Annotated in this window: 20 protein-coding genes; 12 read left to right on the top strand and 8 right to left on the bottom strand. The window is 44.4% G+C overall.

Going from position 1 to position 23070, the window contains the following annotated elements; genetic code table 11:
• The first annotated feature begins 91 nt into the window (after positions 1–91).
• From ACKI5J_RS13280 to ACKI5J_RS13315, 8 genes are all read left to right on the top strand, one after another.
• Positions 92–1963 carry a sensor histidine kinase gene (locus ACKI5J_RS13280; RefSeq protein WP_407429966.1) on the top strand — a complete coding sequence of 624 codons (1872 nt, stop codon included), beginning with the start codon at positions 92–94 and terminating at the stop codon, positions 1961–1963.
• A 58-nt stretch (positions 1964–2021) separates the two neighbouring features.
• The gene (locus ACKI5J_RS13285) at positions 2022–2714 is read left to right on the top strand and encodes a response regulator transcription factor (protein ID WP_407429967.1); all 693 of its coding nucleotides are present in this window, start codon (positions 2022–2024) and stop codon (positions 2712–2714) included.
• A gap of 52 nt (positions 2715–2766) precedes the next feature.
• Positions 2767–3852, top strand: coding sequence for a polysaccharide deacetylase family protein (locus ACKI5J_RS13290; protein ID WP_407429968.1), 1086 nt, complete (start codon positions 2767–2769; stop codon positions 3850–3852).
• Between the two features lies 1 nt (position 3853).
• The gene (locus tag ACKI5J_RS13295) at positions 3854–4831 is read left to right on the top strand and encodes an alpha/beta fold hydrolase (protein ID WP_407429969.1); all 978 of its coding nucleotides are present in this window, start codon (positions 3854–3856) and stop codon (positions 4829–4831) included.
• Between the two features lie 17 nt (positions 4832–4848).
• Complete coding sequence (locus ACKI5J_RS13300) at positions 4849–5499, top strand: HD domain-containing protein (protein WP_407429970.1); 651 nt, start codon at positions 4849–4851, stop codon at positions 5497–5499.
• A gap of 12 nt (positions 5500–5511) precedes the next feature.
• Positions 5512–6537, top strand: coding sequence for a sensor histidine kinase (locus tag ACKI5J_RS13305; RefSeq protein WP_407429971.1), 1026 nt, complete (start codon positions 5512–5514; stop codon positions 6535–6537).
• A gap of 80 nt (positions 6538–6617) precedes the next feature.
• Complete coding sequence (locus ACKI5J_RS13310; protein WP_407429972.1) at positions 6618–7265, top strand: DUF47 domain-containing protein; 648 nt, start codon at positions 6618–6620, stop codon at positions 7263–7265.
• 17 nt (positions 7266–7282) lie between these two features.
• Positions 7283–8293, top strand: coding sequence for an inorganic phosphate transporter (locus ACKI5J_RS13315; RefSeq protein ID WP_407429973.1), 1011 nt, complete (start codon positions 7283–7285; stop codon positions 8291–8293).
• Here ACKI5J_RS13315 and ACKI5J_RS13320 read toward each other — a convergent pair.
• Genes ACKI5J_RS13320 through ACKI5J_RS13330 form a run of 3 tightly spaced genes read right to left on the bottom strand, consistent with a single transcriptional unit; the run spans position 8290 to position 11813 of the window.
• Complete coding sequence (locus tag ACKI5J_RS13320) at positions 8290–10143, bottom strand: M1 family metallopeptidase (protein WP_407429974.1); 1854 nt, start codon at positions 10141–10143, stop codon at positions 8290–8292. The genes ACKI5J_RS13315 and ACKI5J_RS13320 overlap by 4 nt on opposite strands.
• A 10-nt stretch (positions 10144–10153) precedes the next feature.
• Positions 10154–11248, bottom strand: a complete 1095-nt coding sequence (locus tag ACKI5J_RS13325) for a hypothetical protein (protein ID WP_407429975.1) — start codon at positions 11246–11248, stop codon at positions 10154–10156.
• Complete coding sequence (locus ACKI5J_RS13330) at positions 11232–11813, bottom strand: RNA polymerase sigma factor (protein WP_407429976.1); 582 nt, start codon at positions 11811–11813, stop codon at positions 11232–11234. The genes ACKI5J_RS13325 and ACKI5J_RS13330 overlap by 17 nt, the downstream gene beginning before the upstream one ends.
• Positions 11814–11898: 85 nt before the next feature.
• Here ACKI5J_RS13330 and ACKI5J_RS13335 point away from each other — a divergent pair, with 85 nt between their 5' ends.
• Together ACKI5J_RS13335 and ACKI5J_RS13340 are read left to right on the top strand one after the other, a co-directional pair.
• A complete protein-coding gene (locus tag ACKI5J_RS13335; RefSeq protein WP_407429977.1) occupies positions 11899–13734 on the top strand; it encodes a von Willebrand factor type A domain-containing protein in 1836 nt (611 codons plus the stop codon).
• Positions 13735–13737: 3 nt separating this feature from the next.
• Entirely contained in the window at positions 13738–14463 is a 726-nt protein-coding gene (locus tag ACKI5J_RS13340) for a DUF4197 domain-containing protein (RefSeq protein ID WP_407429978.1), read from the top strand.
• A gap of 16 nt (positions 14464–14479) precedes the next feature.
• On the opposite strand, the gene ACKI5J_RS13345 is transcribed toward ACKI5J_RS13340, so the two are convergent.
• From ACKI5J_RS13345 to ACKI5J_RS13365, 5 genes are read right to left on the bottom strand one after another with little or no spacing between them, the layout of a single operon-like run.
• Positions 14480–16264, bottom strand: coding sequence for a DUF885 domain-containing protein (locus tag ACKI5J_RS13345; protein WP_407429979.1), 1785 nt, complete (start codon positions 16262–16264; stop codon positions 14480–14482).
• Positions 16265–16313: 49 nt separating this feature from the next.
• Entirely contained in the window at positions 16314–17291 is a 978-nt protein-coding gene (locus ACKI5J_RS13350; RefSeq protein WP_407429980.1) for a YihY/virulence factor BrkB family protein, read from the bottom strand.
• A gap of 57 nt (positions 17292–17348) precedes the next feature.
• Complete coding sequence (locus ACKI5J_RS13355; RefSeq protein ID WP_407430039.1) at positions 17349–18560, bottom strand: alanine dehydrogenase; 1212 nt, start codon at positions 18558–18560, stop codon at positions 17349–17351.
• 54 nt (positions 18561–18614) lie between these two features.
• Positions 18615–19040 carry a tRNA (adenosine(37)-N6)-threonylcarbamoyltransferase complex ATPase subunit type 1 TsaE gene (tsaE, locus tag ACKI5J_RS13360; protein WP_407429981.1) on the bottom strand — a complete coding sequence of 142 codons (426 nt, stop codon included), beginning with the start codon at positions 19038–19040 and terminating at the stop codon, positions 18615–18617.
• A 3-nt stretch (positions 19041–19043) separates the two neighbouring features.
• On the bottom strand, positions 19044–20597 hold the full coding sequence (locus ACKI5J_RS13365) for a PglZ domain-containing protein (RefSeq protein ID WP_407429982.1): 1554 nt from the start codon (positions 20595–20597) through the stop codon (positions 19044–19046).
• A gap of 107 nt (positions 20598–20704) precedes the next feature.
• Between ACKI5J_RS13365 and ACKI5J_RS13370 the strand changes: the two genes are divergently transcribed.
• Both ACKI5J_RS13370 and lpxD read left to right on the top strand, forming a co-directional pair.
• Entirely contained in the window at positions 20705–21940 is a 1236-nt protein-coding gene (locus ACKI5J_RS13370; protein WP_407430040.1) for an HD domain-containing protein, read from the top strand.
• Between the two features lie 72 nt (positions 21941–22012).
• Positions 22013–23047, top strand: a complete 1035-nt coding sequence (lpxD, locus tag ACKI5J_RS13375) for a UDP-3-O-(3-hydroxymyristoyl)glucosamine N-acyltransferase (protein WP_407429983.1) — start codon at positions 22013–22015, stop codon at positions 23045–23047.
• Positions 23048–23070 lie beyond the last annotated feature (23 nt).

The raw sequence follows: 23070 nt of genomic DNA on the forward strand, positions 1-23070 counted from the left end.
AGGCTCGTCCACAAGCACCGGGTACGACATTCAGTGTTAAAAATTGTTAAAACATATTTAGTGCACAGGGTCTTATGTATTTTTGTATGGAATGAAGAAAAGAAGTATTAGCCTTATAATAGGATTGATGACTGCGGCGTTGCTGGGTGTTATGGCTATGCAGTATTATTTCATACGCGAGTCCTATTTACAAAAGTCGCAGCTCTTTGACCTTTCTGTGAACAGCGCCTTAAGCGAGGTGACCAACAAACTCGCCAAGCACGATGCGATGCACTTTGTCAAGCAAAAGGCAATGGCTGAGGAGTTGAAGAAAAGCAGGGAGGAGAAAAGAAGGGACCAGCAGATAGCGGAGCGCCAGGTGGAACGATTCGCAGAAAGGGTGAAGACACTCACAGCCAACATCGAAAGGGATTTCAAAGTGAGAGACAGTCTGCTGAGAAGCAAGTTTCCGCGGATCATGACAATAGACAACGACTTTTATGAAACCTATTTCCGGGATCCCGATCAGCTGAGCAAGGTTCATTTCAAAATCAAGATGCACCAGTCGGTTGATGACTTCGGACAAGTCTTTCAAAATGAGGTTCATGAGCTTTATGTAGAGAACGGAGATATCCAGAAGGTCAAGAAAGCCAGAGCCTCTGCCAAGGATACTGTTTTTTACCTGATTGAAGATCCACTTGCTGGATTGCGGGTCGTTTCTATTCCGCGTAAAAATCCTAAATTAAATCGTGAGCTATTAATTGCGAAACGACAAAGAGAATCTGAACTGAGGGACTTAGAGCTTCGCCGGCAGAAAGAAAGTGAAGTAAAGAGTGTGAACCACTTCTTTAAGACAGCCAAGCCGCGAAATCAAAAGGCAGCGATATTTGAAGATCTAGCCAACGACTATGAGCAGTTTAATATTCCCCTCCTGCATCGCGTAAACCCCCGTACGGTAGATACTTTGCTAAAAAGCGAACTACAGAACCGCGGTATCTCCCTGGGGTATCTCTATCAGATCTCGACAGCCAAATCTGATTCTCTACTGTTTACAAGTGCATCGGATATAGCAGCAAAGACTGCCAGTGACGATGTCTACACAACCAGCCTGTTTCCGAAAGGCATTATATCTGATAACGGACTGCTAACCGTTACCTTTCCGGGTAAAAACCAGTTTATGTTCCAGAACATGCATGCAGTGCTGGCTTCATCTGCAAGCCTGCTGCTGGTTTTGATCGGCTGCTTCTCGTATACCATCCTGACGATCTTCCGTCAAAAGAAGGTCTCGGAGATGAAGACCGACTTTATCAATAACATGACCCATGAGTTTAAGACTCCGGTGGCCACGATCATGATCGCCAGTGAGGCGCTAAAAGATCCTGAAATCACTGACGATAAGCAACGGGTGAACCGTCTTGCCGGAATTATCTATGACGAGAACATCAGATTAGGCAACCATATCGAGCGGGTACTGAATATCGCCAAGCTCGACAAGGGTGACCTGAAGCTTGATTTTAAGCAGGTGGAGGTCAATGATCTGATCAGTGCGATAGCTGACAGCATGCAGCTTCAATTCCAGAAAAAGAACGCTAAAATCAACCTCGAGCTGAAAGCGACTCTGGATACAATCAACGGCGACGAACATCACCTGAGCAATGTAATTTTCAACTTGATAGACAACGCATTGAAATATAGCAAAGCTGACCCCGAGATTTCTATATCTACTTTGAACATAGGTAAAAAGCTTATTTTAAGAGTATCCGACAATGGTATCGGTATGAGCAAGGATCATCTTTCCAAAATATTTGAGCAGTTTTACAGAATACCGACAGGCAACCTGCATGATGTTAAAGGATTTGGACTCGGCCTCAGCTACGTTCATGACATCGTAAACCGCCATAACGGTGAGATAAAAGTAAAGAGTGAAAAAGATAAGGGTTCAGAATTTGAAATTGTTTTACATACCCTTTCACAGAACGCATAAACATTAATAGTTAACCTGGTGAAGGTCATCTTTGGCTACACGACCCGAATATATTCAAATGAAGAAAATTTTATTGGTAGAAGACGATCCCAACCTCGGCATGTTACTGCAGGATTACCTCCAGCTGAAAGGTAAATATGATGTGCAGCTTGCACGTGATGGAGAAGAGGGTCTTGCTATGTTTCAGAAAGACAACTTTGACCTTTGTATTCTCGACGTTATGATGCCCAAAAAAGACGGCTTTTCTCTCGGGAAAGACATCCGGAAAAAGGATCCCGTGATACCGATAATATTTGCAACCGCCAAGGCAATGATTGAAGACAAGTCTGAAGCCTTTACTCTGGGTGGAGACGATTATATTACCAAGCCTTTCCGAATAGAAGAGCTGCTCCTGCGAATAAACGCGCTACTGAAGCGCGTAGCGAACCAGAGCAACGCAGGCGGCGAAACGCCTGATAAGTTTGAGATAGGTAAATACCATTTTGACTATACACTTCAGTCAATAAAGCACGAGGAGGCGGTTCAGAAGCTGTCGACCAAAGAAGCAGAACTGCTGCGACTTCTCTGTCTGAAGAAAAATCAGGTGCTTACCCGGGAAGAGGCTCTTCTAAGTATCTGGCATGACGATAATTATTTTAATGGCCGAAGTATGGATGTATTCCTTAGTAAGCTCCGGAAATATTTAAAAGACGATCCTTCGGTAGAGATCCTGAACGTACACGGTAAGGGCTACAAGCTGATTGTGAATTGAGCTTAGGATAATTTCGTTTATAGGCCTATCTTTATCGATCAGATATCCTTACATGAAATTACCGTTTTCTTCATTTCTGCTCAGTTCTGCAGTAGCCATTGCTTTAGCGAATGCTTGTTCACCAACAGCAAGCAACAGTCACTCCGACCAACGGGATTCCCTCAAAGAGGTTTCGACCGGGTTTCAAACCGCCGATACGACAACTGCTTCCATAAAAGATTTCAGTAAGGAAAGTTATACGCCCAATGAGTTAGGAAGGGTTATGGTTCTGGAGTATCACTTGATAGGCTATCCGGAAGATAGATGGAGACGAACTCCTGAAAACTTCCGAAAGGACCTTCAAATGCTTTACGACAATGACTTTTATCCGGTATCCGTTCATGCTATTGCGTCGGGAGAGCTGGATGTTCCTGCAGGAAAAACGCCGTTCGCTATGACATTTGACGACTCGAGCGCAGGCCAGTTCCGCTACATCGAAAAGAACGGAGAACTCATCATCGATCCCAACTGTGCTTTGGGAATAATGGAAGCATTCAAAAAGAAACATCAGGACTTCCCTATCACAGCTACGTTTTACGTACTACCGGCTATTAAGCCTACTCTTCGTCTGTTTGCCCAACCCGAATATAAGAAGCAAAAACTGGAATGGTTGCTGAACAATGGTTACGAAATAGGAAATCATACCTGGTATCATGCTCAGCTGTCGAAACTTAGTGATACAGAGGCGCAGAAGCACCTGGCCATGTTCGTAAAGGAGATCAGGGAATTTCTTCCTGATTATGAAGTAAAAAGCTTAGCTCTCCCCTTGGGTATGCATGCAAAGAACCGAGCTCTTGAAGAATCGGGAGAGTTTGAAGGCATACGTTATAAACACGAATCGGTGATGCTCGTAGGGTCAGCAACCTCCGTGTCTCCCTATTCCAAAAAGTTCAACCGGCTGGGTATTCAAAGGGTGCAGGCAGGAGAGCATACCGAGAATCCCGAAAACTTCATGAAAAGCCAGATCAAGCATAACACACGGTTCGTGAGTGATGGCGACGCTAAAACTATAAGCGCTCCGGAAGCGTTAAAAGAGGAGGTGAATCCAGAACTCAGCAAAAAATACCGGTTTAACTGGATAAAAACACCGTCTGTATAGTATGAAAGGAATAGTAGCGTTTCTCCTGCTTAGTATTAGCTTCTATGCCTCCGGGCAACAGGACACCTTGTCCATTACGCTTGAAAATGTAAAGTACGCTTACCCTATACAGCACCTTGCATTGAAAGTGGAAGGGCAGGATCTCCGCATGGCTTACATGGATATCAAGCCGACTAATCCTAATGGAAAGACGGTGATGCTGTTTCACGGAAAAAACTTTGCAGGCTATTACTGGACGAATGTTATTCAGGCACTAAGCACTCAGGGTTACCGGGTAGTTGTTCCAGACCAGATCGGCTTTGGAAAATCGTCCAAACCATTCATTCACTACAGCTTTCATCTTCTGGCGCGGTTCAACAAGCAATTGCTCGACACATTGGGCATCCAGAAAACTGCCATCCTCGGACACTCAATGGGGGGCATGCTGGCGACCAGATTTGCCTTGCTTTATCCGGAGCGGACTACGAGGCTTCTATTGGAGAATCCGATAGGTTTGGAGGATTACAGAATGATCATCCCCTATTTGACTACGGAAGAACAGTACATGAACGAGTTAAAGACGACCGCAGCAAGCGTAAAAAAGTATTATCAGTCGTCTTACTTTCCTGAGTGGAAAAGCGAATACGATTATCTGGTTGATATAGCCGCTGGGGTGACGAAAAGCGCTGACTTTCCCAGGTACGCCAGGGTGTCAGCATTGACCTTTACCATGATCTTTGAGCAACCGGTGGTGCACGAGTTCTCATCACTACAGGTACCAACCGTACTGTTCATAGGGACGGCAGACAAGACTATTGTTGGCAAAGGAACCCTATCTCCTGAGGACCAGAAAAAATATGGACAATATGCTGTCCTCGGTAAAGAAACTGCCCGGAAGATAAGAGGTTCTAAGCTCGTCGAGTTTAACGAAGTTGGTCATATCCCCCACCTCCAGATCCCTGAAGTTTTCTTAAAATCCCTTTTGGAAAATCTGAATTAACTATATACTTCAAAAGCATGCATTCGGACCTTATTGTTAAAACCGCTGCCTTTGTAAAAGAGTCGCTTGAGAATGCAGAAAGCGGGCATGACTGGTGGCATACCGAACGCGTTTGGAAAAATGCCAGGCTTCTTCTTCGGTCTGAGGATGCCAACCATCTCGTTGTTGAACTCGCAGCGCTTCTTCATGACATAGCTGATTCTAAATTTCATAACGGAGACGAGGAGATCGGACCGAAGACTGCACGAAAATTCCTCCAATCTACTGGAGTAGAAGAAGATGTGGTATTCCACGTGGAACAGATCATACGCCATATGTCTTATAAATCTGGTTTAGGTGAGGTCAGATATTCTTCCAGGGAAATGGAGATCGTCCAGGATGCAGACAGGCTGGATGCTATCGGCGCGATCGGGATTGCGAGGGCTTTCACCTATGGGGGTTATAAAAACAGAACACTTTACGATCCGTCCATTGAGCCAAAACCTCTGCAAAGTAAGGAAGAATATAAAAACAGCACCGCTCCAACAATCAACCATTTCTATGAAAAGCTTTTACTGCTTAAAGACAAAATGAACACATCGGCCGCACGTCGGATTGCTGCAGGGCGACATGAGTTTATGGAGCGCTACCTGGAAGAGTTTTTTGGTGAGTGGCAGGGGGAAAAATAGTATTATTGTAATATGAAGCTCAGGGTTTTAGTTCTAATCAATGCATTTGTTGTGGCTCTGACACTAGCCATTGTAAATTACTATTTTCAGAATAGCTGGTATCATACCGTGGTAACCTTTGTTATCACACTTGTTATATGCTACATTGTGTTTTATTACTTAATTGAGCGATTTGTATACAGTAAGATAAAGTTGATTTATAAGCTGATCCACAACCTGAAGCTGGGGCAAGAACTCAAAGATGCGTTAGGGGAATATGTTACCGATGATCCCATAAATGATGTAGAGACCGAGGTTAAAGAATGGGCCCGTGTAAAGAAAATTGAAATAGATGAGCTCAAAAAACAGGAACAATTTCGGAAGGAGTTTCTTGGAAATATCTCTCACGAGCTCAAAACACCTCTATTTGCAGTACAGGGATATATCGAGGCGCTGCAGGATGAAGGGCTCGAAGATACAGAGATGAACAGAAGCTTTCTAAATAAAGCCTCTAAGAACATTGATCGTTTAAGCTTGTTAATCAAAGACATAGACGCAATTTCCAAGCTTGAGAACGGAGAGATCCAAATAAGTTACAAAAAGTTTGACCTTTCAGCGTTGATCAAAGAAGTGTTTGAACAGATGGAACTGAAAGCGAGCAAACATAATATCCACCTCGTATTTAAGGAAAAGTATAATTTTCCGACCTGGATCTATGCAGATCGGGACAAGATACACCAGGTGTTGATCAACCTCGTCAGTAATTCTATTAAATATGGTAAAGCAGGCGGAACGACTAGTTTGAAAATATTTGAACTTCATGACCAGATACTTGTCGAAGTGACAGATGATGGAATAGGCATTGAGGAAAAGTATTTGCCGCGTGTATTTGAACGATTTTTCAGGACGGATAAGAGCCGCTCCAGACAGATAGGGGGTTCAGGCCTTGGCCTTGCCATCGTAAAACATATCCTGGAGGCTCACCAGCAAACAATCACTGTCCGGAGTACCGAGGGACTGGGTTCAACTTTTGCATTTACTGTTTCAAAAGCAAAGTAAAAAAGATGACCGACTAACAAAAACTTAACATTAGGTTAACATACGATCAGTAATTTTGCACATATTTTGAAAACAATCATATGTCATTAAATAGCATTATTCAGTACTTTGTTCCTAAAGACAGAAAGTTCTTTCCTCTATTCGAGAAGGCCAGTCGGAATTTAATTTCATTAGGAGAGGCTCTAAATGAGCTTGTTAACACCACAGATCTAGAGAGACGGAAGGAACTTACCAAGAAGATCGAAGACCTGGAACATGTTGGAGATGACATTACCCACCTGATATTTCTGGAAATGGGTAAAAATTTCATTACCCCCTTCGACCGTGAAGATATGCACGCTCTCGCATCTGCCCTGGATGATATCGCCGACTATATACACGGTTCAGCAGCGAGAATGGATCTTTACAAGATCACTGACATCACGCCTCCTATCAAGAAACTTGCTGAACTGATCTTACAGGGTTGTATAGATGTGAATAAGGCTGTCGAAGAGCTAAAAAACCTGAAGAACATCAGGCTGATTACTGACTCATGCGTACGCATTAACAGCATGGAAAACCAGGCTGACTATGTGTTTGACCGTGCAGTAGCCGATTTGTTTGAATTTGAAGATGACGCTAAAACGATCATCAAATACAAAGAGTTATTTGCAGCTATGGAAACAGCGACCGATAAATGTGAAGATGTGGCCAACGTTCTTGAAACGATCCTGGTTAAGAATGCTTAACTACTAAACAATACAAAATGGTTACTACACTATTGGTAATTGTCATCATTATGGCAATTGCTTTTGATTATATCAACGGTTTTCATGACGCGGCGAACTCCATCGCTACGGTTGTGTCAACAAAAGTTCTATCTCCTTTCCAGGCTGTTCTCTGGGCTGCAATCTTCAATTTTGCCGCATACTTCTATTTTGACGACCATAAGGTTGCTAATACAGTAGCAAAGACTGTAGTTGAAAATTACATTACGATACACGTCATTCTTGCCGGATTAATTGCAGCGATTACCTGGAACCTGTTTACCTGGTATTATGGTATTCCGTCCAGCTCTTCACATACACTAATAGGTGGATTTGCAGGAGCCGGAGTTACCTATGCCATGCTGAATGGTGCTTCGGCAGCCGACGCCCTTAACTTAGGATATGTCTTTAAAATTATATCCTTTATTGTGTTAGCGCCGGTTATAGGTATGATTATATCGATCATTATCACCCTCATTATCGTCAATCTGAGCCGATGGTCTAAGCCGGCAACTGCTGAAAAATGGTTTAAAGCGCTCCAGCTGTTATCATCTGCCGCATTGAGCTTTACTCACGGTGGTAACGACGCTCAGAAGGTTATGGGTATTATCTTCGTAGCTTTAGTTGCTAATAATGTAGTGAGTAGCAGTGATCCGATGCCTGAATGGATTCCTCTTGTATGTTACGGTGCTATTTCTCTGGGAACCATGAGCGGCGGCTGGAGAATTGTAAAGACGATGGGTTCTAAGATCACTAAAGTGACACCACTGGAAGGCGTTGCCGCAGAGACAGCAGGCGCAATCACGCTGGGCTTTACGGAACACTTTGCTATTCCGGTTTCTACCACTCATACCATTACCGGATCAATCATAGGTGTTGGGGTAACCAAACGTATGTCGGCAGTGAGGTGGGGAGTTACCATCAATCTGATCTGGGCATGGGTACTCACAATACCTGTATCAGCCCTTCTGGCAAGCGGTATTTATCTTCTGTTTAATTTGTTCCTCTAATTTTCAAGGAGATCATCTATAGTATTATACGAGACCGAATGATAGTTCGGTCTCGCTTGTTTATAGACCTTTTTTGCCCATCGTTTTCCTTCGTCCGTCCCGGCCATTTCCGTGTATAGCGGGATGATGAACTTGCGTCGTCCTACCCGGATCAAAAATTCTTCAATTGCAGGATTGGCCACCTGATACTGATTTCGAATGGCATGCAAGAACCAGGCAGCGTTCAGCTCGGCATTGCCCGACTGCGTAAAACCAAATTCTTGATCTATCTTCGTCATATCCGAGACACTCAGACTTTGCGGCAGGCGCTTAATAAGATAAAGCTGTTCGTTGGCAGATTTAAGGTGACTTTTTAGTCCTTCAGATCTTACTTCTTTCTTCCAGGCAATTACAACAGAATCAATAAGGCTAAACTGGTTCGAAACAGCAACCGGCATCCCGGCAGGTATACCAGGTTTGTAAATCCATTCCTCTACACTGATTTTTGCACGCAGAGCCTCGTCACCGTTTAACAAATGCTGGTCGAGGTATGTGACAAACTGTTCTGTTGTGAGCGATTGAAAAGCGTGCTTAGCAAAATATTCTTTGAGGAAAGCATCCATCCTTTCCCGGCCGACAGCATCTTCTAAAGCTCTCAAAAAGAAATATCCCTTTTCGTAGGCGATATCCGTCATCCCTTCATCAGGGTCGCGACCGGCCAGTTCGAGATGCAGACGGGTGTCTTCGTGTGAGTGGCCCAAGTCAGCCATTGTCTCTTTTAGAGCCTCGTGGCCAAGCACTTCCTGCATTTTTGATTCCTCCTCGCCGTACACATCTTCGACGATTCGTCTCTCAAAATATACCGTAAAACCTTCGTTTAACCAGAAGTCGTCCCATGTGGCATTCGTCACCAGATTACCGCTCCAACTGTGTGCGAGTTCGTGTGCGATTAAACTTACCAGAGAACGGTCCCCCGCGATAACTGTCGGTGTAACAAACGTCAGCATGGGGTTTTCCATTCCTCCGAAAGGAAAGCTTGGCGGCAACACTACCACATCATAGCGCCCCCATTGATAAGGGCCATAGAGTTTTTCGGCTGAATTGACCATTTTGCCCATATCGGCAAACTCCCATGCAGCTGCTTTCAGCGAAACAGGCTCAGCGTAGACACCGGTTCTGTCGTCGATAGCTTTAAATTCCAGGTCGCCAACTGCCAGCGCCATCAGATAAGAAGGAATCGCCTTCGGCTGTATGAATTGGTAAATGCCTGCCTCGTTCTTCTTGAGCGGATTTTCCGCACTCATAATAGCCAACAAGTCTTTAGGTACTGACACAGTAGCGTTGTATGTAAACCGGATTCCCGGAGAATCCTGGCAGGGTAGCCAGGTACGGGCGAGAATCGCCTGAGACTGGGTGAAAAGAAAAGGATGTTTTTTTCCTGCGGTCTGCTGCGGATTGAGCCACTGTACAGCCGCGGCATCAGGAGATGTGGAATACCAAACGGTTACTCTGTCTGTGTCTTTATTGATTTTTATCTTCAATGCCTTTCCAAGAAGTTTATCTTCTGGGCCTAAAACATACTCTGCATTTTCGGTACTGTCTGACAAGCTCACTCTCTCGATCTCCAGTCCCCTGGTGTCGAAAATGATGCTATCTGCCCCCGATAAGTTAGCGATCGTCCAGGATGCTTTGCCTGTTAGCAGTTTCTTATCAAAATCTACCTGTAAATTAAGATCAAGATGCTTCACCTGAACCTCTGAAGGTTTGGAAAAAGAATGGGGGTCATCACTGTACTGATTTACTTCTGCAAGACGTTTATTCTGACTACAAGATGTAAGTGCACAACAAAGTAATAGGAAAAAATACTTCATAAGGGGGTTATTACTTGAAATCTACCTGGATATAGCCAACGTGCTTACGACCGGTTTCATCGGCTTTCCATAAAGGTCCTTCCTTCAGTAGACGGATCGCCTCAGCATTATAGTTCTCGTCGATGCCCTTTTCGATGCGGTAGGTATTTGGCCTCCCCAGGGAGTCTGTCGTAAATACGATCGTTACGGTACCTGTTCCCTCAGCAGGTGCTGGCAAGCGCTTATTTTTGCTAACATATGCCTGGTAATTTTCCCAGCCCTCTAAAGGCTGAACGGCACCTTGGACTACGACAGTTTGGGGATCAGTAGAGTTAGCTGCGGACGAAGCTCTTTCATGAACTCTACCGCTGTCATGGGTAGACAATACTCTAGTGCCTCTCATCGCTATAACCTGTCCACGGGCGTAGGCAGGTGGCGCGTTTTGACCCGGCTCAGCAGAAGCTATGCTTGCAGAGGCGGTAAGACTTCCAGTCGCTCTAGTTTTGTCGGGTAGAAAACCCTCTACCTTTTCAGAAGGTGTGTCTGAAATTGCCGGAGCGGGACGGGTTCCGGCAGCATAACGCTGGGTTTCTTTATTCTTTTTGTCAGTTCCTGATGTGACAATTTTCGGTTGGATTTTCGTCTCGTTTCCTGGTGGCCGAAGAGCAGTAAGCGCTTCTACCTCTTCAGTCACCTCCTTATTCTGGGAGTACTTTTCAGCATCCTGACTTTCCTCACCCAATTTGTCGTTGGGTGTAAGCGTAACCTCGACATCTTTAGCGTTATCCGCCAGGCGGGATTCTGTATTTGTTCCTTTCATCCAGAAAAGAATGCTGGCAGATATAAAAAGAAGACTTGCAGCAGCAGCCACACTGATCCGTTGCCATGTAAAAAAGAACATATTCTTTTTTACGGCGTTATCTGCTATCCGTGCTTCGAGCTGACGCTGGAGGAGACTCAAATGTGGTTGTACCGAGCCTTCGAATGCCGAATAGCCTTCCAGCGCCTCGGCGAGGAATGGATCTTCAAGAGCTTCCTTTTCAAGCTCATGCATCCGTTCCGGATCCAGGCTACCATCCAGGTATTGCTGTATAAGATTGTACTTTTGTTTATTCGCTTCTGTCATTCCTCTCCATACAAATTTTTAAATTCCGCTTGCCGTTCTGGATATAGCTTTTGACCTTGTTCATGTCGAAGCCAGTTATATCCGCAACTTCCTTATAGCACTTCTGCTGAAGGTAGAACAGGTCTATTGCCCGACGCTGTTCGGTGGGGAGTGTCTCCATGCACTTCTCCATTGCGCTAAGCTGACTTTCGTTTGTACTGTCTATATCAAGATGCACAACTTCAGGTCTTTCCATATTCTCCATTTCAAGAGAGACGAATACATGCCTGGAGCTTGCTCTAAGCGCCATGAGACAGTAGTTACGGGCAAGTGTATACAACCAGCTCTTGAAATTGCTTACCTCATGCTGCCTGAGCTTAGCGATCAGCTGTTCGAAGATCTGCATTACTGCATCCTTACTGAGTTCTTCGTCCTTGAAATACTTGAGACATAGACCATATACAAGCGGCATGTATCCGCTGTAAAGCCTGCCCAACACTTCCAGGTCGCCCGTACGCCGATACTCCAGAAGCAGGTCTGCTTCAGAAACGTTCAAGTAACCAGATTTATTCTTAATGAACTTCAATCGTAAATTCTTTGATCAAGTATAAAAATTTTTTATCGATATATGGAAAGACGCAGCCCTTTTCATCCTGACTTAAACATTTGGCATGAAAAAGATTATCATCATCGTCCCTTTGCTGATTCTGGCGGTCCTCATGGGATCCGGTAGCAGACAACCTGAGATGCTCAGGGGAACAGTAGTCTGTGCGAGCCAGCTAAAACCATTAAAGGGCGTACTGATATCGGTGAAGAGCGAAGGTGAGGCTTCTGTTACTGACAAGGACGGGCACTATGCTATTCGCAGACCATCGCCAGGGGCCACAATAGAGTTTAGGCTTGGCGGATACCGGACGCAGCTGGTAAAGTATGAAGGTCAGCAGAGCCTGGACATTGAGCTTAACAAAGGTTTCGAAAGATTTGAAGCAAACGGCGCAGGTTATCTGCAGAAGAGCGCAAATGTGCTTCATGCACCTATGGGAAACGTTATGAGGCACCGACCATTACCGAGTGAATCATACGCGTCCTTTGCGGAGAACAGATTTGTTAGTCCGCAGTTAAATCCTCTTTCTACGTTTGGAATTGATGTAGACGCTGCCTCTTACAGTAATGTACGGCGCTTTATTAATCAGGGACAATTACCGCCTTCGGCCGCTGTGAGAATTGAAGAAATGATCAACTATTTCGAGTATGATTATCCGGCTCCCGAAAACGATGAACCTCTTTCAATCAGCACTGAGTTAAGCACCGCTCCATGGAACGCTGAGCACAAGCTGTTGAGGATTGGACTTCAGGCGAAAAAAATGGACATTTTCAAGATACCTCCATCGAATCTGGTTCTTCTTGTTGATGTATCCGGATCGATGAATGCATATAACAAACTGCCTTTAGTCAAGTCGTCTTTGAAGATGCTGGTCAATCAGCTCAGGCCATCAGATAATGTGTCGATAGTTAGCTATGCCGGCTCGGCAGACATCGCTCTTGAACCCACATCTGGAAAGAACAAGCGAATAATCCTGGATGCGATCAATCGGTTGCAGGCGGGCGGATCAACGGCTGGCGGTGCGGGGATCAAGCTGGCATATGACCTTGCGGCTTCCCGCTTCATCAAAAAAGGCAACAACAGAGTGATTATGGCTACGGACGGCGATTTCAATACGGGACAATCCAGCGATATGGATATGCAAAAATTGATTGAGGAGAAAAGGAAGACCGGCATCTTCTTATCCGTACTTGGTTTCGGGATGGGCAACTACAAGGATAGCAAAATGGAGCTTCTGGCTGATAAAGGCAATGGCAATTACGCTTACATCGACAATATCAGCGAAGGACGAAAAGTGCTTGTAACAGAATTCGGAGGAACGCTCTTCACCCTGGCAAAAGATGTGAAGCTGCAACTGGAATTTAATCCCTCAAGAGTTCAGGCTTACCGGCTTATCGGATATGAAAACCGCTCACTAAACGCTGAAGACTTTAACAATGACCTTAAAGATGCCGGAGATGTTGGTGCAGGACACTCGGTTACTGCATTATATGAGATAATTCCTCATGGAGTGAAGAGTCGCTTTGTTGGTTCGGTAGATGAACTTAAATACCAAAGAGACATACCTGCAGGATCAGATCATGCTGATGAGCTGGTAAGTGTGAGTCTGAGATACAAGGCACCAAACAGCAACACGAGCCGGCTGCTTAAAAAAACAGTGGGCAATGAGGGCGTACCTCTCCATAACAGCAGCAATGACTTCAGGTTCTCAGCAGCTGTTGCGGGTTATGGCATGCTGCTTAAAAAATCGGAGTTTGTGGAGCGATATACTTTTGAGATGGTAGCCGATCTGGCGAACAAGGCAATGAGCAAAGATGACGATGGTTTTAAATCTGAATTCGTACGTTTGGTGCGGGCATCTTCTCTGCTGGCAGAGGAGTTGCTTACACTAACGGAAAATTAATACATGAAAAGACCCTTATTCGTACTCCTCTTAAGCTCAGCTGTAGTACTAAGCAGCTGCGAAACATTGAACCAAACAGCGCAAGTGCTTAGCCAATCTATGGGTAATCCTACATCATCAGAGATCGCCTCCGGAATTAAGGAAGCGCTTCAGTTAGGAACCAGCGCCAGTGCCGAAAGACTGAATGCTCAAAATGGCTTTCTAGGCAACGCAGCTGTTAAACTACTGTTTCCGCCCGAGGCACAAAAGGTAGAGAAGGCACTCAGGTCACTGGGTCTCAATCAACTATGCGACAATGTAATTACCAGCCTTAACCGTGCGGCAGAAGACGCTGTGATAGAAGCTAAGCCCATATTTATCTCGGCTATCAAACAGATGACCATCAGCGATGCGAGCTCCATTCTTTTGGGCAAGCAGAGCGATGCTGCTACACAGTATTTTCAGCGGGTCACCAATGATCAGTTAAGTGCAAAGTTTAAGCCGATTATTCAGAGCAGCCTGGCTAAAGTAGGTGCTACGCGGAACTGGACTGAGGTGGTTTCCCGGTATAACCAGATTCCGCTGGTGACAGACATCAATCCAGACCTTACCGGTTACGTTACACAAAAGGCGATCGACGGTCTTTTTATGGAAATTGCAAAAGAAGAATTAAAAATCAGACAAAACGTATCTTCAAGAAACAGCATATTGCTGCAGAAGGTATTCGGTTATGCCGACAGGCAGAAATAACCGAACGGATGGGTTGCTACTTGTTAAAGCCGGCAACCCACCTGTTCATTTTACTTTCGAGAAGTGAAAGAGGGAGCACTCCGTCCCGGAGGAGCTCGTCATGAAATTCGGATATTCTGAAATCACCTTTGAGCTCCTGCTCACACATCTGGCGCAACTCACGAATCTTCATCTGTCCGACCTTGTAAGACACTGCCTGACCAGGTATGGCCATGTACCTTTCAATTTCGGCAGTAGCGGCATCTTTACCGATCGCCTCATTCTTCATCATGTAAGCGATCGCTTCTTCCCTCGACATACCTTTTAGATGGATTGCGACATCAACCACCAGGCGAATTGCGCGATGCATTTCATCACCCAATGCTCCCATGTATTGATAGGGGTCTGTATATAAACCAAGCTCCTTGCCTAACGATTCAGCGTATAAAGCCCAGCCTTCTCCAAACGCTCCATACCAGGCAAAGCGGCGGAATGCCGGTAAGCTAAGGTTTTCCTGCTGCAGGGATATCTGGTAGTGGTGGCCCGGAATGGCTTCATGGAGGAAGAGTGACTCCATGCCTGAAGTGATATTGAAAGATGAAGGGTCTGGAACCGGCACGTAGAATACGCCGGCGCGACTACCGTCTGCAGAGCCAGGAATATACTCTGCACTTGCAGATGCCTCTCTAAACGCTTCCGTCTGACGTATCTCAAATGGCGCGGCAGGCTTAGTGCCGAATAACTGATTTACATTAGGCTTGACCTTTTCATATATTCCGCGGAAGGCATTAATTACATCTTTGCTCGACTTAAAAGGCGTGAATCTTGGCGAAGTCTTCATAAATTCGAAGAAAGCCGGCAAGTCACCGCTAAAACCTACTTCATCCTTAACACGTTCCATTTCGGTACGTATACGCTCAACCTCCTTTAACCCGGTCTGGTAGATTTCTTCCGGAGTGATTTCAGTAGTTGTATAATACTTTATCAGGTAATTATACATGTCCTTGCCACCAGGAACGGCGGAAATACCGGATGTGGTTCTGGCCTTGGGCAGGTATTCCTTTTCAAGAAAGACAGCTAGTTTCCTATATGAGGGGATGATATCATTCGTTATGGCATCGATATATTTCTGAGTAAGTTCAGCCTTCTGCTGCTCGGTAAAAGAGGAAGGAAACTTATTTACCGGTCCGTAAAACAGACTTTTGGAGGGCTCATCAACAAGCATAGACTGCATCTGAGGTATCGTCTTTTTAACGAGGCTGGCCGGCAGCACAACACCTTTCCTTAAGCCTGTCTCGAAATTGTCAATTGCTGAATTTGTCCAGACAGTAAATGCTTTGATTCTGGATAGCCAGTTATCATAATCTTCAATAGTGTTAAACGGTTGAAAGCTGTCTCCGGAGCCAAGTTGAGCGATCACCAGAGGCATCCCCGTAAATTGCTGGAATGGAAGCATCCAGGTGTTATACTGCAATCCTTCAAGCTGAGTATGCAACTCATAGGCAAGTACATCATAACTTAGTTTATCATTTGCGGTCAGCGAATCGCGGTTAAATTTAGTCAGGGAATCTAAGGTAGCTGAATAGAAGCTCTTAAGCGAATCCCTAAAACCGGCAGTCTGGTCATTGGGCAGCAAGTGATTATACCGGTTATCACCTTGTTGCATGGCCTCCAGAGGGAAGAATCGGGATCGCTGCTCCCAGTAATTGCTAAACAACCGGGATACGTTATTCAGAGATGACGAGTTGGTACCCGCAGGCTTATTAACACATGAGCAGCAAAGACAAGTAACCAATACGACGGCCAGAAAGTTGAATTTCATAAAAATAATAATACGTATTTAAATCCGCGTTTTCAATCGTAATTATTCTTTAAGAGTTTTTAGCCGGAGTGACGGCGTCGTCCTCGCACATATTCTTCTTTGGTAATTCCTTGACCGCCACCTCTTCCTCCGTCTGAATCACATGGACAGCGTATTCTGCAGGCTGAATGCTCCCACCAAATTTCTCTGCGTAGACCTGTGTAAATTCTGCACCGAAATATAGGATTGCAGCCGTGTAATACACCCAGGTCAAAATAACAACGAGAGAGCCGGCAGCACCAAATGTTGAACCGGTGCCGGCCATTTGAAGGTAGAAACCTATAAGTACTCTTCCCAGCATAAACAATAACGCTGTTGCTATGGCTCCGACTCGAACGTCTTTCCACGAAATCTTTACGTCGGGAAGAAACTTAAATATGATAGCAAACAGCGTAGTAATAATAGAAAAGGTAAGGAAGATATTGAAAGCCTGAACCAAAAGAACGGTAATTTCCGGAAAAATGCTGCTTAATCGCTGACTTAATGCGGCCACTATGCCATTGACCACAAGAGATACGACAAGCAGAAAACCAAGGCTTATAATCATAGAAAACGATAGAACACGATTGATCAGCAACTTTTGAAAGCCCTTCTTCGGCTTGGGACGAACTCGCCAGATAATATTGAGTGTATCTTGTATCTCTGTGAAAATTGCTGTAGCGCCCACCATCAATACCACAATGCTGATGATCAGAGAAATTGTAGAGTCTCCAGACAGTGCACTCTTCTCGATCAGGATTTGAATCTGATTGGCGGCATCACTACCGACAAGCTGATTTATTTCAGAAAACAGCTTTCCCTGAATAGCGTCCTTTCCATAAAAGATGCTGGCAAGGGATATAATCAGCACCAAAAGAGGAGACAGCGCAAAAATGGTACTATAAGCAAGCGAAGCACTGTATTTCATTGCTCTATCTTGAGAAAAAGCATTTACAGAACCCAGAATCACCTTCCACAAATCTTTAAAATATTGTTTATTCAAATGCATAGTCAGAACTTTCCATTAAAAGATGAATTGCAGCGATTTGTTTTAATGGCTTCTTTCCTAGCGATGAGAGATGATCAGCAGATCCAGGTCTTTGGGAGGTATGTTAAAACGGTTGGCAAGATCCTGATTAGTAAGATGACCCTGATACAGATAAATGGCGTTCCTTATCCCCGGCTTCTCCCAGATAACATTTTTTATTCCACCCATTTCACCTATATCGACCAGAATGGGTGTAAATATATTGGTGAGAGCATAGGTTGCAGTACGAGCCACTCTGGACGCGATATTAGGAACACAGTAATGGATTACATCATACTTGCGAAAAACGGGATGTGTATGATTAGTGATGCGCGAGGTTTCAAAGCAGCCTCCCTGATCAATGCTCACGTCAATGATCACTGAATTTGGCTTCATCTTACTTACGGTCTCTTCCGAAACAACGCAAGGACTCCTGCCATGACTCGCACGGATAGCCCCGATCACTACGTCGCATGTAGTGATGGCTTTATTCAGTACGATAGGATGAAGCACAGACGTGAAGACGCGATTTCCGATGTTGTTCTGAAGCCTGCGCAGACGGTAGATGGATGTGTCAAAGACTTTCACTTCGGCACCCAGGGCTATGGCAGTACGGGCAGCGTATTCGGCAACAGAGCCTCCTCCAAGAATCACCATCTCTGTAGGCGGCACACCGGTTATTCCTCCGAGCATAAGGCCTTTTCCATCGAACACATTACTTAAGTACTCGGCAGCGATCAAAACCGAGGTAGCACCCACGATCTCGCTCATCGACCGGATCACCGAGAGAGAGCCCCCTTCATCCCGCAAATATTCATAGGAGAGCGCGGTTATTTTTTTCTTCATCATCGCTTCCAGGCTCTCTGCTTTAAGAGAGGCCATCTGAAGAGTGGAAAATAAAACCTGGCAAGGTTTCATCATTTCTATTTCTTCTGATGTAGGCGGACCGATTTTAATGATAATATCCGCTTTGAAAAGATCCTTCTTATTGTATTCTATGATAGCACCTTGCTCACTGTAATCATTATCGGAGAAGTTAGCACCGTTTCCGGCGCCGGATTCAATGACTACTTTATGTCCGTTATTTACAAGTACAGCCACCGAAAGCGGCGTAAGCGGAATCCGGTTCTCCTGAAATGAAGACTCTTTAGGTATTCCTATAAAAAGAGAATTCTTCCGGCTCCTGGTCTCCATCATTGCTTCCTGAGGTTGCATCATAGCCTGCTTCGCAATGTCAGACAGTTCAGTCATCATAAGATTGTTAAATTAAGCCTAATCTACAAATTCCCTGCTATAATCCTCTGATTATAGCAGGTTCTGTATTTCTGCAGTCAAACTTCGTTTATCGTCATCTGTCAGCTCCAGGTTCACTTTGACAACCCTTGGAGGTATCAGATCGGGAATCTTTTCCGGCCACTCGATCAGACAATACTGCCCCGAATACAGATAATCCTCATAACCGAGATCAAAGGCTTCACTTTGATCCTTAAGCCGGTAGAAGTCAAAGTGATAAACACTTCCTCCGGGTGACTCGTATTCGTTAACGATCGAGAATGTAGGACTCGAGACGGTATCCGTGACGCCCAGCTGCAGGCACAACGCCTTGATAAAAGTCGTTTTGCCTGCACCCATTTCACCATAAAATATAAATACACGTTCTTCATTTGCGAAAGAAAGAAGTTCTCCTGCCACCCCGGGAAGCTCATCAATCGCAGAAATTAGTTGATTCATAACCTATCTAGGACTATAAGTAATGTATGGAACAATCATTTCCTCCAGGGATATGCCCCCGTGCTGAAATGTCTCGTTATAATAGTTAACGAAGTGATTATAGTTATTTGGATATACAAAGTAACTATCTTCTTTTGTAAAGATGAAGCTGGAACTTACGTGGAGTTTCGGCAGCTGCGCATCGTGTGGGTTCTTGATATGGAATACTTCTTTTGCATTGAAGTTGAGATTCTTTCCCTGCTTATATCGTAAGTTGGTATTGGTATTACGATCACCAATAACCTTGCTCGGGTGTTTTACGCGGATCGTTCCATGATCGGTAGTGATGACCAACTTGACGTTTTTCTGCGAAATTTTCTTCAACAATTCAAGCAATGGCGAATGCTCGAACCAGGAGAGTGTGAGTGAACGGTAGGCGGCTTCATCGTTTGCAAGCTCCCTGATCATTGCCATGTCAGTACGGGCGTGGGAAAGCATATCAACAAAATTGAATACAATGGCATTCAATTCATTTCCCATTAAGTTGTTGAAATTCTCAACGAGGTCTTTGCCCTGCTCGAACGTGAGCACTTTGGTATAAGAGTGCTTAACGTCGCGTCTGAGCACCCTCTGGAGCTGATCTTTCAGGAACTGGTCTTCAAAGAGGTTCTTACCTCCCTCGTCTTCATCATTTTGCCACATGGACGGAAACCGCTTTTCCATTTCAATGGGCATCAAGCCTGAGAATATCGCGTTACGGGCATACTGCGTGGCTGTAGGAAGGATGCTGAAGTAGGTCTCTTCTTCGTCTAACCTGAAGTGCTCAGTGATGATCGAATTGATCATCTTCCATTGGTCGTAACGAAGGTTATCAATCAGTATGAAGAAGGTAGGCTTTGAAGCCTCCAACTGAGGAAAAAGCTTTTTCTTGAGGAGCTGATTGGAGGTGACGGGGCCACTGTCAGGATCTTTCAGCCAGCCAAGATAATTCTTCTCAATAAACTTGCAGAATTGTGCGTTTGCTTCTGCTTTTTGAAGGGTGAGAATTTCATGCATTCCCGCATCTTCTAATTTCTCCAATGAAAGTTCCCAGAAAACAAGTTTCTTATAAACATCTGCCCATTCGGTGTAACTAAGATTATCGTTCAGGGTCATACCGAGGTTTCTGAAGTCCTGCTGGTAAGCCATGGATGTTTTCTCGCTAACAAGGCGTTTATTATCGATAAGTCTTTTGATGGTAAGCTGAATCTGCTTAGGATTGACGGGTTTAATGAGATAGTCGTCGATCTTGGAGCCGATAGCATCTTCCATCAAATGCTCCTCTTCATTCTTGGTAATCAGTACAACCGGAACATCAGGATTGATATTTTTAATTTCTGCGAGCGTTTCAAGACCGGTAAGTCCAGGCATATTCTCATCTAAAAAAACGATGTCGTAATATCCGTTTCTAAAAGCATCAAGGGCATCATTCCCGTTGGTAGCGGTCTTAACGGTGTAGCCTTTATCGTTAAGGAACATGATATGGGGTTTTAACAAATCAATCTCATCATCAGCCCATAGTATCGTGGTTTCCTGCATATTATCTGTGTAAAGTATTTTTTATATTTATTCAAAAAGAATATAACAATAAAAGTGGTTTTTTGTATTCAGGAAAATTAACAATTTTTGCAGAGGGAACATTTATATTGAATAAGAAAAAAATAATAAACGATCCGGTATACGGTTTTATAACGATCCCGTCTGAGTTGGTCTATGACCTGATTGACCACCCCTATTTTCAGCGACTGAGAAATATCAAGCAACTTGGAATGACCCATCTTGTCTATCCCGGTGCCGTTCATACACGCTTTCACCATGCCTTGGGTGCCATGCATCTAATGAGCATGGCGATTGAAACTTTAAAAGGAAAAGGGCATAACATTACGGAGGAAGAGGAAGAGGCCGTGACCATTGCAATTCTGCTTCATGACGTAGGGCATGGTCCCTACTCTCATGCATTGGAGAACACGATTGTGAGCGGTATCTCACACGAGGATATTTCCATCTTGCTGATGGATAGTTTGAACCAAAAGTTTGACAACAGGCTTGACCTGGCCATACAGATATTCAAAGGATCGTATAGTAAACCTTTTCTTCATCAGCTTGTGTCAGGGCAGTTAGATACTGATCGGATGGATTACCTGAACAGAGACAGCTTTTTCACCGGTGTATCTGAAGGAATTATTGGATTTGACAGAATCATTAAAATGCTCAATGTATACAACGGGCACCTTGTGGTAGAGGAAAAGGGCATCTATTCCATCGAAAAGTTTCTCGTAGCCCGACGTATTATGTACTGGCAGGTTTACCTGCACAAAACGGCTGTAGCCGCTGAGCATCTTCTTGTTAATATCTTACGAAGGGCAAAGGAACTGGTGAACAAGGGAGAGCAGCTGTTTGCTACTCCAAGTTTCAACCATTTTCTGACTAACACCATCACCAAGGAAGAGTTCATAAACGACCCGATACATATCCAAAACTTTACTTGTTTGGATGATCATGATATTTTCACATCGGTAAAAGTATGGGCGACGGGAAAGGACCAAATACTTTCGCATCTTTGCAGGTATCTGTTAAGCCGTTCTCTATATAAAATAAAAGTAAGTACAGAGCCTTTTGACGCGGAACATGTAGAAGAGCTCGGGAAGAGAGCTGCCGACCTGTTAAATATCGACACCCAAGACATTAGATACTTTGTTTTTACAGATACCATAACCAACCACGCTTATAAGGTAAACGATGAGAGCATTAATATTCTGATGAAGACCGGTACGACTAGAGACATTACGCTGGCATCGGACAACTCGATACTTGAAGGGCTCTCCAAGACTGTGAAAAAGCACATCCTCTGCTACACAAAAGAGTTAAATAAGCTTAAATAATGCGCTATAATTCTTTTTTGAGGGGATAATTTTCAAATTTGATCATAAATTAATAAGATATAACTTTGCCCGATGCAATTTACTGCCCAACAGATTGGAATATTACTTGATGGAAGTGTGGATGGAAATCCAGAAGACACAGTAAATCAGCTCGCTAAGATAGAAGACGCTCAGAGTGGGTCGTTATCTTTCCTCGCAAATCCGAAATACGAACACTTTATCTACCAGACGAATGCCTCTATTGTTATAGTCAACAAGGACTTTGTCGCATCTGCTCCCATAAAACCGACGCTGATCAGGGTCGAAAACGCCTATACTGCATTTTCGCTGCTGCTTCAACAATATAATTCCATCAAGCTGAATAAAAAAGGAATTGAGGAACCCTGCTTTATCCATCCAAGTGCCAAGATTGGAAAAGATGTTTATATAGGAGCTTTCGCATATATCGGAGCAGACGTTGTTCTGGGTGATCATTCAAAGATCTACCCTCATGTATATTTAGGGGACAATGCATCTGTCGGATCTGGGTGCACGCTTTTTTCAGGAGTAAAAATATATCACGATTGCAAGATCGGTTCGAATGTGATTATACATTCTGGATCGGTTATCGGAAGCGATGGCTTCGGTTTTGCACCTCTGGAAGATGGCAGTTACAGCAAAATCAGCCAGATCGGAAATGTTGTGATAGAAGACGATGTAGAAATTGGCTCGAATACCTCTATAGACAGAGCCACAATGGGTTCCACCATCATCAAAAAAGGTGTTAAGCTGGATAATCTTATCCAGATTGCACATAATGTGGAGATAGGAGCGAACACCGTGATCGCATCGCAGGCAGGAGTTTCGGGAAGCACGAAAGTCGGACCACAGTCGGTTGTAGGTGGACAAGTTGGAATTGTAGGACATATTATCATCGCTAAAGGCTCTCAGATACAGGCACAGTCGGGAATCAACCGGGCCATTGTGGAGGAAGACAAGAAGTGGGCCGGATCACCAGCTACATCGTTTAATAATCAGATGCGAGCGCAGGTGATATTTAACCGTCTTCCGGAAATGCAGAGAAAGATTGACGAGTTAGAAAGAAAACTTAAAGAATTTACCAAATAAACACTGATACACATGCATCAGGC

Source organism: Arcticibacter sp. (assembly GCF_045629565.1).
Taxonomy (GTDB): Bacteria; Bacteroidota; Bacteroidia; order Sphingobacteriales; family Sphingobacteriaceae; genus Arcticibacter.

What these genes read in the sequence shown, in the direction of transcription:
- ACKI5J_RS13310 (WP_407429972.1), top strand. Translation starts at nt 6,618, where the DNA reads ATGTCATTAAATAGCATTATTCAGTACTTTGTTCCTAAAGACAGAAAG.
- ACKI5J_RS13350 (WP_407429980.1), bottom strand. Translation starts at nt 17,291, where the DNA reads ATGCATTTGAATAAACAATATTTTAAAGATTTGTGGAAGGTGATTCTG.
- ACKI5J_RS13295 (WP_407429969.1), top strand. Translation starts at nt 3,854, where the DNA reads ATGAAAGGAATAGTAGCGTTTCTCCTGCTTAGTATTAGCTTCTATGCC.
- ACKI5J_RS13345 (WP_407429979.1), bottom strand. Translation starts at nt 16,264, where the DNA reads ATGAAATTCAACTTTCTGGCCGTCGTATTGGTTACTTGTCTTTGCTGC.
- ACKI5J_RS13290 (WP_407429968.1), top strand. Translation starts at nt 2,767, where the DNA reads ATGAAATTACCGTTTTCTTCATTTCTGCTCAGTTCTGCAGTAGCCATT.
- ACKI5J_RS13305 (WP_407429971.1), top strand. Translation starts at nt 5,512, where the DNA reads ATGAAGCTCAGGGTTTTAGTTCTAATCAATGCATTTGTTGTGGCTCTG.
- ACKI5J_RS13355 (WP_407430039.1), bottom strand. Translation starts at nt 18,560, where the DNA reads ATGACTGAACTGTCTGACATTGCGAAGCAGGCTATGATGCAACCTCAG.
- ACKI5J_RS13335 (WP_407429977.1), top strand. Translation starts at nt 11,899, where the DNA reads ATGAAAAAGATTATCATCATCGTCCCTTTGCTGATTCTGGCGGTCCTC.
- ACKI5J_RS13365 (WP_407429982.1), bottom strand. Translation starts at nt 20,597, where the DNA reads ATGCAGGAAACCACGATACTATGGGCTGATGATGAGATTGATTTGTTA.
- lpxD (WP_407429983.1), top strand. Translation starts at nt 22,013, where the DNA reads ATGCAATTTACTGCCCAACAGATTGGAATATTACTTGATGGAAGTGTG.
- ACKI5J_RS13325 (WP_407429975.1), bottom strand. Translation starts at nt 11,248, where the DNA reads ATGACAGAAGCGAATAAACAAAAGTACAATCTTATACAGCAATACCTG.
- ACKI5J_RS13320 (WP_407429974.1), bottom strand. Translation starts at nt 10,143, where the DNA reads ATGAAGTATTTTTTCCTATTACTTTGTTGTGCACTTACATCTTGTAGT.
- ACKI5J_RS13280 (WP_407429966.1), top strand. Translation starts at nt 92, where the DNA reads ATGAAGAAAAGAAGTATTAGCCTTATAATAGGATTGATGACTGCGGCG.
- ACKI5J_RS13300 (WP_407429970.1), top strand. Translation starts at nt 4,849, where the DNA reads ATGCATTCGGACCTTATTGTTAAAACCGCTGCCTTTGTAAAAGAGTCG.
- ACKI5J_RS13315 (WP_407429973.1), top strand. Translation starts at nt 7,283, where the DNA reads ATGGTTACTACACTATTGGTAATTGTCATCATTATGGCAATTGCTTTT.
- tsaE (WP_407429981.1), bottom strand. Translation starts at nt 19,040, where the DNA reads ATGAATCAACTAATTTCTGCGATTGATGAGCTTCCCGGGGTGGCAGGA.
- ACKI5J_RS13285 (WP_407429967.1), top strand. Translation starts at nt 2,022, where the DNA reads ATGAAGAAAATTTTATTGGTAGAAGACGATCCCAACCTCGGCATGTTA.
- ACKI5J_RS13340 (WP_407429978.1), top strand. Translation starts at nt 13,738, where the DNA reads ATGAAAAGACCCTTATTCGTACTCCTCTTAAGCTCAGCTGTAGTACTA.